Genomic DNA, 15,488 nt, shown 5'->3' on the forward strand with positions numbered 1-15,488 from the left:
GGCGCTAGGCGGCCTTCGTCCGCTCCTTGGCGAAATCGCAGATCCTGCCGATCAGGGTGGTGATGTCGGCCTTGAGTTTCCCGAAGCCGGCCGTCTTCACCTTGGTGGCGTCGTCGAGGAAAAGATCGCGGTTGATCTCGATCTGCAGGCTGTGGCGGCCCTTGGCCGGGGCGCCGACCATACGCACCAGTTCGACCCCCTTGAAGGGATCGTTCAGCGCCACGCGATAGCCCAGGGCGCGGATTTCGCCAGCCACGAAAGCGATGAAGTCGGGGCCGCAGGTGGTGCCGTCGAGGTTCCCCAGCACGAAGTCGGCCCGGCGGATACCGGCGCCTTCCGGCGAGCGCTCGTCGCTGACGGCCGGCATGGAGTGGCAATTGACGTGCCACACGCCGCCGAACCGCCGGTGTGCGCGGTTTACCGTTTCCATCAGGGTTTGCTGGTAGGGCTGGTGGTAGGTGTCGATGCGCGTCTTGACCTCGGCCACCGTCAGCTTGCGGGTGTAGATGGGGCAGCCCGGCCGGACCAGCCGCCAGATCAGGCCGATGCCCGACGTGGTCTTGACGCTGGGCGTCACCGGGCCCGGCCACGGCGCGTCCAGAAGCTCCTGGTCGATGTCGGCGGTGGCGCGGTTGGCGTCGATGTAGGCGCGCGGGAAATGGGCCGTGAGGAAGGCGGCGCCGAAGCGGGGCGCCGCGGCGTACAATTCCTCGACATAGGTGTCTTCGCCGGTGCGCACGACATGCTCGGGCGCCGCATAGTCGAAATCGTCGGGGTAGACGGTTCCGCTGTGCGGCGAATCGAAGACGACGGGAACCTCGGGCGCTGTCGGGGCTTCGAGGGTCAGCACGCCGGGAATGCGTCGGTTCATGGGGCCTCAGGCGTCGTTGAGGTGGCAGGCCGAGGTGTGGCCGGGCGCAATCTCGCGCAGGATCGGGTTTTCCTGCCGGCAGCGCTCGGTGGCGAACGTGCAGCGGGGGTGGAAATAGCACCCCGACGGCGGATCGAGCGGCGACGGAATTTCGCCCTGCACGGGGCGGAACTGGTGGTGGCGCTCCTCGAGGCGGGGCACCTCGCGCAACAGGACCTGTGTGTAGGGATGGTTCGGCTTCTTGAACAGCTCCTCGGAATCCGAGATCTCGACGATGCGCCCCAGGTACATGATGACGATGCGATCCGAGATGTGCTCGACGACGCCGATGTCGTGGCTGATGAAAAGATACGTCAGCCCCAGTTCCGCCCGCAGCTTCATGAAGAGGTTGAGGATCTGCGCCTGGATCGAGACGTCGAGCGCCGCCACCGATTCGTCGCAGACGATGAATTCGGGGTTCACCGCCAGGGCCCGGGCGATGCCGATGCGCTGGCGCTGGCCGCCCGAGAACTGGTGCGGGTAGCGGCGCTTGAACTCGGGGTCGAGGCCAACCCGGGAAAGCACCTCGTCGACGTAGGAGTCGAACTTGCCGCGCGTCGTGATGCCGTGCACCAGCGCCGCCTCGCCGACGATGTCCTGCATGCGCATGCGCGGGTTGAGCGAGGCGAACGGGTCCTGGAAGATCATCTGGGTCTTCAGCGCCGTCTGCCGGGCCTCGTCGCCCTCCATCTTGTAGATGTCCTGGCCGCGATAGCGGATGGTCCCCTCGCTGGGGTGCATGATGCCCGCCACCATGCGGCCCAGGGTCGACTTGCCGCATCCGGATTCGCCGACCAGGCCGACCACCTCGCCGTCGCGCACCGAGAAACTGGCGTCATCGACCGCGCGCACCACCTCTTCGCGGATCTTGGAGCCCATGCGCTGGGCCATGCGGCCGGCGAAGTCCAGGTGCTTGACGAAGCGCTTGGAGACGCGGTCGATTTCGATAAGGGCAGGCTTGTTCATCGGGACTCTCCGACCGTCGGGCAGCAGCAGCAACGGACCGCGCGGCCGGGCGCGGGATAGGTGATCGCTGGCGGCTCGCAACATTTTTCCTCGGCCTGACTGCAGCGTTCTTGGAAGGCGCAGCCCTTGGGCAGGCGGATCAGGGACGGCGTCATGCCGGGAATCTGATAGAGCGCCGTGCCCCGCCTGTTGCGGCTGGGCACCGAGCCGATGAGGCCACGGGTGTAGGGATGCAGGGGATTGTCCAGCACCTCGTCGACCTTGCCCTCCTCGACGATGCGGCCGGCATACATGACGCAGATGCGATCGGCCAGCCCGGCCACCACCGTCAGGTCGTGGGTGATCCAGATCAGCGCCGTTCCCGTCTCGCGCGCCAGCTTCTGCGCCTCGTAAAGGATCTGCGCCTGGATGGTGACGTCGAGCGCGGTCGTCGGCTCGTCGGCGATGATGAGGTCGGGCTTGTTCAGAAGCGCCGTGGCGATGGCGACGCGCTGTCGCATGCCGCCCGAGAACTGATGCGGATAAGCCTTCAGCCGTTCCTCGGGCGATGGGATGCCCACTTGGCCCATGGCGGCGACGCAGCGCCGATGGGCTTCCTCGCGGCTGACGCTCTTGTCGTGCGCCCTGATCGCCTCGACCATCTGGGTGTCGATGCGCAGCACCGGGTTCAGCGTCATCATCGGATCCTGGAAGATCATGGCGATCTTCGATCCGCGGATGTTCCGCCATTGGGAATCCGGCAATTTGGCCAGATCGGAGCCGTTGAACAGGATCGAGCCGCCGGCGATGCGGCCCGGCGGGTCGACCAGCCCCATCACCGAAAAGCCGGTTACCGTCTTGCCGGACCCGGATTCGCCGACCAGGCCCAGGACCTCGCCCTTGCCGACGGTGAACGACACGTCGTCCACCGCCTTCACCACACCCGCCTTGGTGTAGAAGTGGGTCTTGAGATTGCGGACCTCGAGCGTCGGGGTGTTCGCGTTCATGATCGTTTCCCCTATCGCTGCAGGCGCGGGTTAAGGATATCGCGCAAGTGATCGCCCACCAGGTTGATGCTGACGATGGTGACCAGGAGCGCAATGCCGGGGAAGAAGCTGATCCAGTAATAGCCGCCCAGCATGTACTCGAACCCGTTGGCGATGAGCAGGCCAAGCGACGGCTCGGTGATCGGCAGGCCGATGCCGAGGAAGGACAGCGTGGCCTCCAGCATGACGGCATAGGCGACGCGCATGGTGACGACGACGATCAGCGGCGGCAGGCAGTTCGGCAGCAGGTGATAGAAGATGATCCGCCGGGTGCCCAGCGCCAGACAATGGGCGGCCTCGATGTATTCCTTGCCGCGTTCGACCAGGGCCGAACCGCGCACGGTGCGGGCGTAGTAGGCCCACTGGGTGACGACCAGGGCGATGATGACCTTGTCGATGCCCTGGCCGAGCACGGCCAGCAGGATCAGGGCGATGAGGATGGCCGGAAAGCTTAGTTGCAGATCGACGATCCGCATCAGGAAGGCGTCCCAGCGGCCCCCCATGTAGGCGGCGAACAGTCCCGCCGCGCCGCCGATGAGAAGCGAGATGAAGGCGCTGGCGACGCCGACGAAGAGGCTGATGCGCAGGCCGTAGAAGATGCCGCTCAAGAGATCGCGACCCTGGTCGTCGGTGCCCAGCCAGAACACCATGGTGCCTTCGATGTCCTCGGTGCCCGGCGGCACCTTGCCGTTCATGATGTCCAGTTGCATCAGGTCGTACGGGTTCTGCGGCGAGATCCACGGCGCGAAGACGGCGATCAGCACGGTGATCGCAAAGACGATCAGGCTGGCCACTGCGAGCGGGCTCTCCATGAAATCGGAGACGAAGCGGCGGAACGGCGTCTGCGGAGGGGGCAGCGGTTCGTCGATGACGGCGACGGCCGCGACATCGAGAGGCGGGGTCATGACTTGGATTCCAATCGGACGCGCGGATCGAGCACGGAATAGAGCACGTCCACGATGAAATTGATGAGGATGAACATCACCACCGTGATCAGCAGGTAGGCGACGACGATCGGACGGTCGAGCCGGTAGATCGAATCGATCAGCAGCTTGCCCATGCCGGGCCAGGCGAAGATCGATTCCGTCACCACCGCGAAGGCGATGACGTTGCCGAGTTCAAGCCCGACGACGGTGACCACCGGTACCAGGATGTTCTTCAGCACGTGAACGAAGATCACGCGCGAATGGGAAAGGCCCTTGGCGTAGGCGAACTTGACATAGTCCATCAGCATGTTCTCGCGCATGCCGGCGCGGGTCAGGCGGATCACCAGCGAAACCTTGAACAGCGCCAGATTGATGGCGGGCAGCATCAGATGCATAAGGCCGTCCCAGGTCAGGAAACTGACCGGAACGCCGAACAGGTCGACGGTCGTGCCCCGCCCCGAGGCGGGCAGCCAGCCCAGCATCACGCCGAACACCATGATCATCATCAGGCCGACCCAGAAGGTCGGCAGGCTGAAGCCCAGGATGGAGACGCTCATGATGGTGCGCGAATACCAGGCATGCGGCCTCAGGCCCGCGACCATGCCGAGCGGGATGCCGATGAAGATGGCCAGAATGACCGCCGCGAAGGCGATCTCCAGCGTGGCCGGCATGCGCTCCAGGATGAGCAGCAGGGCCGGCTGGTTGAAGACAAACGAGGTGCCGAGGTCGCCCTTGAAGGATTGCAGCAGGAAATAGCCGTACTGTTCCCACAACGGCTTGTCGAGACCAAGGTCGGCGATGACGCGGGCGCGCTCGAACTGGTCCGCTTCGGCGCTGACCAGAAGTTCGACCGGATCGCCGATGGCATAGACGCCGACGAACACCAAGAGCGACATGACCAGAAGAACGGCCAGGCTCTGCGACAGGCGACGGATCAAAAAGACGGTCAACGAAGCCCTCCCGGAGGGATCAATCGAAAATGGAACCGCGCGTTCCCTGCCGCATTACGGGGGCGAGGGAACGCGCGGTCGTGCTCATGGACGGTCCGTGCCTACTTCTTCTTCGACACGATGTCCTGGATCTGCGTGTACTCATCCGCCCGGGCCACGTAGTCGAGGCCCTTGCGCATGGCCCAGACGTTGACCTGGAAATAGAGCGGAATGATGCCGAGATCGTTCATCGCGATCGCGGTCGCTCCCTGCGAGAGGCGCACCCACTCCTCGCGGTTCGGCGCCTTGAGCGAGTCGGCGACCATCTGGTCGAGGGCCGGGTTGGAGTAGCGGCCGCGGTTGGTGGCGCCGGTGCCGGTCGCCTTGTCATAGGTGGAAACCAGGGCGCGCAGCGGGTCCGACGGCTCGCCGGTGCCCGAGTTCCAGCCGACCAGCAGCAGGCTGAATTCCAACGCGGTGCCCTTCGAGAAGAAGGGGCCCGAGGGCATGGTCACGACGTCGGTCTTGATGCCCACGCGGGTCAGCGCCTGGGCGATTGCCTGCGTCACCTTCTCGTCGTTGATGTAGCGGTTGTTGGGGCCATGGATGGTGATCTTGAAGCCGTCGGGATAGCCGGCCTCTTTCAGCAGCTTCTTGGCCTTTTCGGGATTGAACTCGTCGGCCTTGCGGTCCGGAATGGCGCCCAGCACGTTCGGGGGCATCAACTGGCCCGACGGAACGGCCAAGCCATCCATGACGCGCTCGGCGATCGCCTTGCGGTTGATCGCCAGCGACATCGCCTGGCGAACCCTCAAGTCCTTGAGCGGGTTCTTTTCCAGCGGCTTGCCGGAATTGTCGAAGATGAACGGGCTCTTGTCGCGGTTGGTATCGTAATGCAGGTAGATCAGCCGGGTGGACTGCACCTGGGCCAGCGAAATGTTGGGGTTCTTCTTCAGGTTGGGAAGGTCCGACGGCGACGGGAAGTCGACGAGGTCGACGTCGCCGGCCAGCAGCGCGGCGACCCGCGCGGCGTTGTCGGAAATCGGCTTCACCGTGACCTTGTCCCACTCCGGCTTCGGTCCCCAGTAGTCCGGATTCTTGGTGTAGACGATGCGGTCGCCCTTGACCCACTCGACGAACTTGTAGGGGCCGGTGCCGATCATCGCCTTGCCGGAATTGTAGTCGTTGGTGGTGGCGTTCTCACCGTGCTTCTTGGAGACGACGATGAGGACGCTCATGTACTCGGGCATAAGCGGGAAGGCGTCCTTGGTCTTCATGCGCACGGTGTAATCGTCGACGACCTCGACCTCGCTCAGGACACCCGTGAACAGCTTGAAGGACGACGGGCTGTTGGGCACGTTGCCGGCCCGGCTCATGGTGAACTTGACGTCCGCGGCCGTGAACGGCGAGCCGTCATGCCACTTCACGCCCTGGCGCAGCTTGAACTCCCACACGTTGGGCGCCAATTGCTTCCAGGATTCGGCGAGGCCCGGAACCTTGTTCTGAGCCGCGTCCTGGGCCACCAGCTTGTCGAACACCGCGTTCGACAGCATGTTGTTGGGGCCGACGTTGTGGTAGTGCGGGTCCATCGACGTCGGTTCGGACGACAGGCCGACCTTGATGTCGGCGGCGTAGGCCGAACCTGCCAGCGCGATGGCGGCAGCCGCAACTGCCATGCCAATCATTTTACGCATCGCAAAAAGCCTCCCAGCAGAAACAAACGATCCGCGGCCCGTGTCGCCGGGGCCGCACCATGACGGGAAAAACCGAAACCGAAGACGGGTTGCCCATTTGTCTTCTGTTTGACGCTCGCCCCCGTCTCGACGTTTCCAAACGATGACGGAACGGAATCCGTTTTTCAATCGGCTTGTCCCAATTCCGCCCATCTTCAGACTCATTTTTGATCATGTCTGACGGGTGCGGGTCAAGATTTAGGCAGAAAGGCAGGCCCCTGCTCAATCCGCGGCCGGCCGTCCGTCATCGCCGGAGTTCCGGGGGCGGAAACCCGGCGAATCGGCCGCGTCCGGTCGGGGGGTGGCCTTGGCTCGGGCGAACCGTGCGCCCCTCCCGGCCGGCCGGTCGGCTGGGGGGAGGAACGCACGGTCGCCACGCTGTTCGAAACGCCGAGACGGCTATTTCTTGGCGGTGTGGATGCTCTGGATCATCGTATACTCGTCGGCCCGCGCCTTATAGGTCAGCCCCTTGCGCATGGCCCACACGTTGACCTGGAAGTGCAAGGGAATGAGGCCGAGGTCGTTCATGACGACCTTGGTCGCTTCCTGCGTGCCCTTGGCCCATTCCTCGCGCGTCGACGCGCTCACCGCCTTGTCGACGAGAATGTCGAATGCCGGGTTGGAGTAGCGGCCGCGGTTGGTGGAGCCGGTACCCTTGGCCTTGTCGTAGGTCTGCAGCAGCGCCCTCAACGGATTCGACGGCTCACCGGTGCCCGACGACCAGCCGACCAGCAACAGGCTGTACTCCAGGGCCGAACCCTTCTGGAAGAAGATGTTCGACGGCATGGTCTCGACCTTGGTCTTGACGCCGACCCGGCTCAGCATCTGGGCGACGGCCTGGCTGACCTTCTCGTCGTTGACGTAGCGGTCGTTGGGGCCATGGAGGGTGAGGCCGAAGCCGTTGGGATAGCCGGCCTCGGCCAGCAGGGCCTTGGCCTTCTTGGTATCGTAGGGATCGGCCTTGAGGTCGGGAACCGTCGCGTAGACGTTCGACGGCATGAGCTGGCCCGCGGGGACCGAAAGGCCTTCCATGACCTTGTCGGCGATCGCCTTGCGGTCGATGGCGAGCGACAGGGCCCGGCGCACCCGCACATCCTTGAGCGGGTTTTTGTCCATCGGCTTGCCGGCGGCATCGGTGACGAACGGGCTCTTGTCGCGATCCGAATCGAGGTGCAGGTAGATCAGGCGGTTCGAGCCGATCTGGGCCAGCGTGATCTTCGGATTCTTCTTGAGGGCCGCCATGTCGGTGGTCGACGGGAACTCGATGAAGTCGACGTCACCCGCCAGCAGGGCGGCGACGCGCGCCGTGGTATTGGTGAGCGGCTTGACGGTGACCTTGTCCCACTCGGGTTTCGGGCCCCAGTAGCCGGGGTTCTTGGTGTAGACGATGCGGTCGCCCTTGACCCACTCGACGAACTTGTAGGGGCCGGTGCCGACCATCGCCTTGCCGGAGTTGTAGTCGTTGGTGGTGGCGCCTTCGCCGGACTTCTTGGAGACGATGTAGAGGACGCTCATGAAGTCGGGCATGAGCGGGAACGCGTTCTTGGTCTTCAAGCGGACGGTGTAATCGTCGACGATCTCGACGTCGGTGAGGAGCTTGGTGTAGACGCCGAACGAGCCGGGGCTGTTCGGCACGTTGCCGGCGCGGCCCATGGTGAACTTGACGTCGGCCGCCGTGAACGGCGAGCCGTCATGCCACTTCACGCCCTTGCGCAGATTGAACTCCCACACGTTCGGGGCAAGCTGCTTCCAGGATTCGGCGAGTCCCGGGACCTTGTTCTGGAACTCGTCCTGATAGACCAGGGTGTCGAACACCGCGGTCGCCATCATGTTGTTGGGGCTGAGGGTATGGTAGTGCGGGTCCATCGAGTTGGGCTCGGCCATGATCCCGACCTTGAGATCAGCCGCATAGGCCAACCCCGCCAGGGCGACGGCTGCCGCGGCGGTGATGGCGCCTAACAGTTTTCGCATAGCATTTGCCTCCCAATAGGAACAATCAATTCCCGGGCCAGTCTCGCTTCCCGTCCCGACATCCTGAACGGTGACGGGACGGGACCGGTTTTGCAATTGCCTTGTCCCGATTCGCGCGTTCCGGGTGCCTTTTTTTTAATATTTTCTCGGCGGCCGGACAAAAATTGGGCGGGGAGACAGAAAAATGCCCAATTTTTGACGGGGCGGATGGCCCGCCGTTGCCGTGTCGGGATGGCGCTGCCGCGAATCGCCAAGCCGGGCGATTCGGCCCGGACGGGGCTGGTTTCACCCTGGTGCGGCCGGTATAGTCGCCGCAGAGGCCTGTTTCGACCAACAACAACATGAAGCCGCTCCCATGAACAACCTTCGCTCCGCCGACGTCCTTTCCGTCGACATGATCCGCCGCCTGGTCGCCTTCAACACCGTCAGCCGCAACCCCAACCGGGACATTATCGATTTCATCCACGCCTATCTCGCCGGGCTTGGCGTCGAGGGCCGGATCATTCCCGGCGACGAGGAGGGCAAGGCCTGCCTGCTGGCCACGGTGGGCCCGGCCGGACGGCCCGGCATCGTGCTCTCGGGCCATACCGACGTGGTCCCGGTCGACGGCGAGGCATGGTCGTCCGATCCCTTCGCCGCCGTGGTGCGCGACGGGCGGCTTTACGGTCGGGGTTGCGTCGACATGAAGGGCTTTCTCGGCATCGTGCTGGCCCATGTGCCGATGTTCCTGGCCGCCAACCTCAAGACGCCGATCCATCTGGCCTTCTCCTACGACGAGGAAGTGGGCTGCATCGGCGTGCGGCCGATGCTCGAGGTCATCAACCGCATGCCGGTGAAACCGGCGTTCTGCATCGTCGGCGAACCGACCCGCATGACGGTGATGACCGGCCACAAGGGCAAGAAGAGCCTGCGCGTCACGGTGCGCGGCCATGAATGCCACTCGTCGCTGGCGCCGATGGGGGTGAACGCCGTCGAATACGCCGCCGAACTGATCGCCTTCATCAAGGGGCTGGCCCGCCGGCTGGAGCGCGACGGCGCCCGCGACGGCGCCTACGACATCCCGCACACCACCGCCCACGTCGGGCGCATCGCGGGGGGTACCGCGCTCAACATCGTGCCGCGCGACTGCTGGTTCGAGTTCGAGTTCCGGGTGCTGCCGGCTGACGACCCCGAGGTCCTGCTGGCCGAGGTCAGGGATTACGCCGAGCGGACGCTGGAGCCGCTGATGAAGGCGATCGATCCCAAGACCGGCTTTTCCTGGCAGGAAATCGGCGCCTTCCCCGGCCTCGATACCGCGGCCGATGCCCCGGTGGTTCGCCTTGCCACGCGTTTTGCCGGCAATCCCCGCACGGGACGCGTCGCCTTCGGCACCGAGGGCGGCCTGTTCGCCACCGAGGCCGGCATCCCGACGGTGATCTGCGGACCGGGCGACATCGACCAGGCCCACAAGCCCGACGAATTCATCACCCTTGACGAGGTCGCCCGCGGCGAGGCCTTCATGCGCGCCGTCGCCGATTTCTGCGTCCGCGAAACCCTGTAGGACGAGGCGGCGGCTGGGGAACAGGAGGAAAAGGGAAACCATGACGCAAAGCCAACCGTACCCCGTCGAAATTTCGGCCCCGGACATTGCCTCCTACAGGAAGGGCAACACCGGGATCGACTACATCACCACGTTGGACAGCGGCCGCCTCGGGCCGCATGTGATGGTCGCCGCGCTGGTCCACGGCAACGAACTGTGCGGGCCGATCACGCTCGACTTCCTGCTGCGCAACGAGGTGCGCCCGCTGCGCGGCAAGCTGACCCTGGGCTTCCTCAACGTCGCCGCCTTCGCCACCTTCGATCCCGGGAAGCCGGAGGCATCGCGCTGGGTCGACGAGGATTTCAACCGGGTATGGGATGCCGCCGTGCTGGACGGTCCGCGCGACAGCGTCGAGTTGAGACGGGCCCGCGAGATCCGCCCCGTCATCGACCAGGTCGACTTCCTGCTCGACCTCCACTCCATGCAGCACCCGACGGCGCCCCTGATGCTGTGCGGACCCACCGCCAAGGGCCGCCGCTTCGCGCGCACCCTCGGCTGCCCGGAATACGTGATGAGCGACGCCGGCCACGCCGCCGGCCGGCGCCTGCGCGACTATGGCGCCTTCGCCGACGAGGGCAGCCCCAAGAACGCCCTGCTGGTCGAATGCGGCCAGCACTGGGAGAAGAAGAGTGTCGAGGTGGCCCGCGAAATCACGCTCCGTTTCCTGCTGTCGCTCGACATGATCAAGCGCGACTTCGCCTTGCGCTTCCTGCCCGCCGCGCCGTCGGCGCCGCAGAAGGTGATCCAGGTGACGGCACCGGTGACCATCAAGACCCAGGCCTTCCGCTTCGCCCAGCCCTTCCTCGGGCTCGAGGTCGTCGCCCAGGCGGGCACCGTCATCGGCTGGGACGGCGAGGAGGAAATCTGCACGCCCTATGACAATTGCGTGATGGTCATGCCGTCGCGCCGCCTGTTCCCAGGCCAGACGGCGGTGCGCTTCGGCCGTTTCATCGACTGACGGGAACCTCCTCCTCGCGGGCCAGGTCGTCGAGCATGGCGCGCAGCAGGCCGACCACTTCGGCCGACGCCTTTTCGACCTTGTCAAATTCCACCAATGCGGCGACGCGGTCGCCGGCCAGGAACAGTTCGGCGGCCTTTTTGCCGTGCTGGTGGACCTGCCGGTGCGGATCTTCCAGCTTGGTGAACGCCGGGTGCCGGGTATAGGCGGCGTCTTGCATGCCTTCGTACCATTTGCCGAGGCGGCACTCGTGATGGCTGGACAGCGAGGATGCCGCCTTGCGGCTGCGGCCGACCAGGATTTCCGCGAGGTTCTTCTTCCATAGGAAGTGGTCGGACTGGGCGCGGTACAGGATGGCGTGGCGCAGGTTGAGACGCTCCAGGTCGGCGAACTGGTCGTTGACCACCTTCTCCGAGGCGGCGACGGCGTCGAGCGCCCCCTCGGCGTGGCGCCGACCCCGTTCGCTCATCGCGGCGATTTCGTGGACGGTCCGCGAGATTTCCTCCATGGCCGCCGTCTGCTCCGTGGCGGCCGAAGCTGTCTCGCCGATGCGCGCGCTTACCGCCTCGATAGCATCGGCCACAGCATCCATTTTGGTCCCGACATCGGCGATGGCGGCTTGTCCCTTCTCGACGGTGGCGCCGGTCGCCGTCATCGATTGGGTGATTTCCTCCATCACGGCGCGGATGGAGATGATCTGTTCGCGGATGTCGTCGGTGGCCTGGGCGGTCTGGTGGGCCAGGCTTTTCACTTCGCTGGCGACGATGGCGAACCCCTTGCCGGCCTGCCCGGCGCGCGCCGCCTCGATGGTGGCGTTCAGCGCCAGCAGGTTGGTCTGCTTGGCGATCGCCTGGATGACGCCCAGAATCTCCCCGATTTGCTGGGAGGTGCCGGCGAGGGTGCCCACCTTGTCGGCGGCCTGCGCGACCGACCGGGAAATGCTGTCCATCTCTGCGGTGGCGGCCTTGACCGAGGACAAACCGGCCCGAACCCCTTCATCGGTTTCGGCGGCCAGGCCGGCGCTCGAAGCACTCGCTTCGGAGATGTGGCTGATGGTGGCGACCATCTCGGCGGTGGCGGCGGAAATGTCTCGCGTCCGCTCGTCGATCTCGCGCATGTCGCCAGCGGCAAACGAGACGGCGGTCATGGCGTTGCTGGCCTGCATCGACGATTCGACGGTGCGGGCCAGTTGAAGCGCGCCTTGCCCGGCCAGCCTGCCGGCCACCGTGTCGACCAGGACGGACAACGCGTCGCTGCCCGGCGGCCGACGCCCGTAGTCGCCCTCGGCGACGGCCTTGAGGCATTCCATCGCCGCGGTGCCGGAAGCGCCGGCCGTGCGCAGGTCGTCACTTTGGGTTGTATAATCGTTACCGGGGTCGCTTTTCTTGAAGAGCATGGGACGTTTCCTTTTTCCGGCCTTCGGATCGCAAGTTCCGCGCCATCCTAGCGGGCAATCGCCGATTGGAATTATGACAGTTTCGCAACATGGTTGTTCCCCGGTGGGATGGGCGGCCGTCAATCGCGGGTGGTGGGCTGGCGCGACGACGTCCGTCGGCGGTCGACCGCTTCGGAAACGGCAAAAGCCGCCCAAAAGCACAGCTGTTGACCGGAAAAAGGGCAGAACGGGGTGGCGGGCGGCTAGGTCGCCAAGCCGGCGGCGGGAGCCGTCTTCTTCAGATACTCGAAGCCCATGCGGGCGTAGGTGAGCGGATGGGCCTTCGCCGGGTCCTGCTCGGCCTCGACCACCAGCCAGCCGGCGTAGCCGGCCTTGGCGATGGGCGCCAGCACGGCGGCGTAATCGACGCAGCCGTCGCCGGGAACCGTGAAGGTTCCGGCCAGCACGGCATTGAGGAAGCTCCAGTCCTCGGCCCGCACGCGGGCCAGCACGTCGGCACGGATGTCCTTGCAGTGCACGTGGTTGACGCGGGCCGCGTAGTCGGTGGCGATGCGCACGGGATCGGCCCCGGCAAAGGTCAAATGCCCGGTGTCGAGCAGCAGCCCCACCTCATCGCCGGTGTGCTCCATCAAGCGGGCCACGTCCTCGGCGCTTTGCACCACGGTGCCCATGTGGTGGTGAAAGGCCATGCGCAGGCCGCGCCCGGCCAGATACTTGGCCATCTCGGTCAGCCGCTTGCCGAAGGCCGGCCAGTCGGCGGCGGCCAGCATCGGACGGCGCGACAGCGGCGTCTTGCGCTCGCCATGGATGCAGCCCGAGACCTCGGCGAACACCATGACGCCGCAGCCCATGGCGGCCAGCAGGCTGAGGTGGTCCTCCACCTCCTTCTTTTCGTCGGCGACGCTGCGGGTCAGCAGGCGGCCGCTGTACCAGCCGGAGACGAGGGCGAGGCCGTGGCGGGCTAGGATCGGCCTCAACGTGTCGGCTTGGCGCGGGAACTTGTTGCCGAGCTCGATGCCCGCGTAGCCGGCCTGGCGTGTTTCGCTCAGACATACCTCCAGCGGCGTCTCGCCGCCCAGCTCCGGCATGTCGTCGTTGGTCCAGGTCAGCGGATTGATGCCGATGCGCACGCCCATTCCCTCATCCTCCCGTTCGTTGCTTCCGTATCGCGGCCACGTAGGCTTCGCGCGCCGAGCGCACCTGCGGCCGCTCGGAAACCTCAGGGACCGCCACGTCCCACCAGGCCCCGCCCTCGGCGGTGGTGGCGACGGGATCGGTCTCGATGACGATGACGGTTGTCTTCTCCGCGTCCTTGGCGCGCTCCAGCGCCGCCTCCAGATCGGCCAGCCCGGCCACCTTTTCCGAAAGGGCGCCCAGGCTGGCGGCATGGGCGGCGAAGTCGATGGCGGGCACCTCGCCGTCGGCGCGCACCGATGAGAACAGGTTGTTGAAGCTTTCGCCGCCGACGCTTTTCTGAAGCCGGTTGATGCACCCGAAGCCTCGGTTGTCGAGGACGACGACGATCAGCTTCCGGCCCATCAGCACCGAGGTGGCGATCTCGGAATTCATCATCAGGTAGCTGCCGTCGCCCACCAGCACGAACACCTCGCGCGTCGGGTCGGCCATCTTGACGCCCAGGCCGCCGGCGATCTCGTAGCCCATGCAGCTGTAGCCGTATTCCAGGTGATAGCCGCCGGCCTCGGGCGTGCGCCACAGCTTGTGCAGTTCGCCGGGCAGGCCGCCGGCCGCGCACACCACGACATCGCGCCGGCCGGCCGCCCGATTGGCGGCGCCCAGCACCTGGGCGTCGGAGGGCAGCGGCGCGTTGGTGGCCCGGGTGGCGCGCTCGACCGCCATGTTCCAGTCCTTGGCGAGATCGCGGGCGCGGGCCGTCCAGGCCGAAGGCGCCCGCCAGTCGCCCACGTTCGCCCCCAGGGCCTCCAGGCCGCGCCGGGCGTCGGCCACCAGCGGCAGGGCGCCATGCTTGATGGCGTCGAACGCCTGCACGTTGAGCTGCACCAGGACGGCCTCGGGGTCGGCGAACAGCGAATGCGACGCCGTCGTGAAGTCGGCAAGCCGGGTACCGATCGCCAGCACCAGGTCGGCCTCGGCGGCCAGGGTGTTGGCGGCGGACGCCCCGGTGACGCCGATGGCGCCGGCCTGGTTGGGGTGGTCCCACGCCAGCGCCCCCTTGCCGGCCTGGGTCTCGGCGACCGGCAGGCCGCAGCGCTCGGCAAACGTTGCCAACGCCTCGGTGGCCAGCGAGTAATGGACGCCGCCGCCGGCGACGATCAGCGGGCGCTTGGCGCGGCGCAGGGCCTGGACGGCGGCCGCCAGTTCCCCCTCGTCGGCGCCCGGACGGCGCAGCCGGCGCAGGCGCGGCGCGAAGAATTTCTGCGGATAGTCGAAGGCCATGGCCTGCACGTCCTGGGGCAGCGCCAGGGTCACCGGCCCGCAGGCGGCGGGATCGGTCAGGACCTCGATCGCCGCCGGCAGGCTGGTCAGGATCTGCTCGGGCCGGGTGATGCGGTCCCAGTAGCGCGACACCGGCCTGAAACAGTCGTTCACCGACACCGTGGCGTCGGCGAAGCTTTCCACCTGTTGCAGCACCGGGTCGGGCCGGCGCGCCGCGAAGACGTCGCCCGGCAGCAGCAGCACCGGCAGGCGGTTGACGTGGGCGACGGCGGCGGCGGTCACCATGTTGGTGGCGCCCGGTCCGATCGAGGTGGTGCAGGCCATCAGGCGCCGGCGGTTCATGGCCTTGGCGTAGGCGACGGCGGTCAGGGCCATGGCCTGCTCGTTGTGGGCGCGATAGGTGGGCAGCCGGTCGCGGGCGGCATAAAGCGCCTCGCCGAGGGCGGCCACATTGCCGTGCCCGAAAATGGCGAAGACGCCGGCAAACAGCGGCACTTCCTCGCCGTCGATCTCGACCCGCTGGGCGGCCAGATAGCGCACCAGGGCCTGGGCCATGGTCAATCGCTCGGTGGTCATCGCGAAGGCCTCCTTGGCGTCGTCGCGGGCCGCCCCATTTTCCCTGTCGCCGACGCGCTGAAAATTTTTTTCCAATTTTTCGAAGAGTAGAATATTGTTTTTTA

Annotated in this window: 12 protein-coding genes; 2 read left to right on the forward strand and 10 right to left on the reverse strand. The window is 66.0% G+C overall.

Features of this window, described 5'->3' with window-relative positions; translation table 11 throughout:
- Positions 1-4: 4 nt before the first annotated feature.
- The 7 genes from ODR01_RS15220 to ODR01_RS15250 all read right to left on the reverse strand — a co-directional run bounded on the left by ODR01_RS15220 (position 5) and on the right by ODR01_RS15250 (position 8,460).
- Entirely contained in the window at positions 5-871 is an 867-nt protein-coding gene (locus ODR01_RS15220) for an N-formylglutamate amidohydrolase (protein ID WP_316978537.1), read from the reverse strand.
- Between the two features lie 6 nt (positions 872-877).
- On the reverse strand, positions 878-1,876 hold the full coding sequence (locus ODR01_RS15225) for an ABC transporter ATP-binding protein (RefSeq protein WP_316978538.1): 999 nt from the start codon (positions 1,874-1,876) through the stop codon (positions 878-880).
- The gene (locus tag ODR01_RS15230; protein ID WP_316978539.1) at positions 1,873-2,862 is read right to left on the reverse strand and encodes an ABC transporter ATP-binding protein; all 990 of its coding nucleotides are present in this window, start codon (positions 2,860-2,862) and stop codon (positions 1,873-1,875) included. The genes ODR01_RS15225 and ODR01_RS15230 overlap by 4 nt, the downstream gene beginning before the upstream one ends.
- An 11-nt stretch (positions 2,863-2,873) precedes the next feature.
- Complete coding sequence (locus ODR01_RS15235; protein WP_316978540.1) at positions 2,874-3,806, reverse strand: ABC transporter permease; 933 nt, start codon at positions 3,804-3,806, stop codon at positions 2,874-2,876.
- Positions 3,803-4,777 (reverse strand): ABC transporter permease, encoded by a 975-nt coding sequence (locus ODR01_RS15240; protein ID WP_316978541.1) that lies wholly within the window; start codon positions 4,775-4,777, stop codon positions 3,803-3,805. The genes ODR01_RS15235 and ODR01_RS15240 overlap by 4 nt, the downstream gene beginning before the upstream one ends.
- 101 nt (positions 4,778-4,878) lie before the next feature.
- Positions 4,879-6,450: an ABC transporter substrate-binding protein gene (locus ODR01_RS15245; RefSeq protein ID WP_316978542.1), complete on the reverse strand. Its 1,572-nt coding sequence runs from the start codon at positions 6,448-6,450 to the stop codon at positions 4,879-4,881.
- 438 nt (positions 6,451-6,888) lie between these two features.
- On the reverse strand, positions 6,889-8,460 hold the full coding sequence (locus tag ODR01_RS15250) for an ABC transporter substrate-binding protein (protein ID WP_316978543.1): 1,572 nt from the start codon (positions 8,458-8,460) through the stop codon (positions 6,889-6,891).
- A 355-nt stretch (positions 8,461-8,815) separates the two neighbouring features.
- Here ODR01_RS15250 and argE point away from each other — a divergent pair, with 355 nt between their 5' ends.
- A complete protein-coding gene (gene argE, locus ODR01_RS15255) occupies positions 8,816-10,000 on the forward strand; it encodes an acetylornithine deacetylase (RefSeq protein ID WP_316978544.1) in 1,185 nt (394 codons plus the stop codon).
- Positions 10,001-10,040: 40 nt separating this feature from the next.
- Complete coding sequence (locus ODR01_RS15260; protein WP_316978545.1) at positions 10,041-10,997, forward strand: M14 family metallopeptidase; 957 nt, start codon at positions 10,041-10,043, stop codon at positions 10,995-10,997.
- Here ODR01_RS15260 and ODR01_RS15265 read toward each other — a convergent pair.
- The 3 genes from ODR01_RS15265 to iolD form a co-directional block, all read right to left on the reverse strand.
- Positions 10,987-12,393 carry a methyl-accepting chemotaxis protein gene (locus ODR01_RS15265; protein WP_316978546.1) on the reverse strand — a complete coding sequence of 469 codons (1,407 nt, stop codon included), beginning with the start codon at positions 12,391-12,393 and terminating at the stop codon, positions 10,987-10,989. The genes ODR01_RS15260 and ODR01_RS15265 overlap by 11 nt on opposite strands.
- Before the next feature lie 242 nt (positions 12,394-12,635).
- On the reverse strand, positions 12,636-13,529 hold the full coding sequence (gene iolE / locus ODR01_RS15270; protein WP_316978547.1) for a myo-inosose-2 dehydratase: 894 nt from the start codon (positions 13,527-13,529) through the stop codon (positions 12,636-12,638).
- Positions 13,530-13,533: 4 nt separating this feature from the next.
- Complete coding sequence (iolD, locus tag ODR01_RS15275) at positions 13,534-15,459, reverse strand: 3D-(3,5/4)-trihydroxycyclohexane-1,2-dione acylhydrolase (decyclizing) (RefSeq protein ID WP_316978548.1); 1,926 nt, start codon at positions 15,457-15,459, stop codon at positions 13,534-13,536.
- Positions 15,460-15,488: the final 29 nt, after the last annotated feature.

It is taken from the genome of Shumkonia mesophila (genome assembly GCF_026163695.1).
Taxonomy (GTDB): Bacteria; Pseudomonadota; Alphaproteobacteria; order Rhodospirillales; family Shumkoniaceae; genus Shumkonia; species Shumkonia mesophila.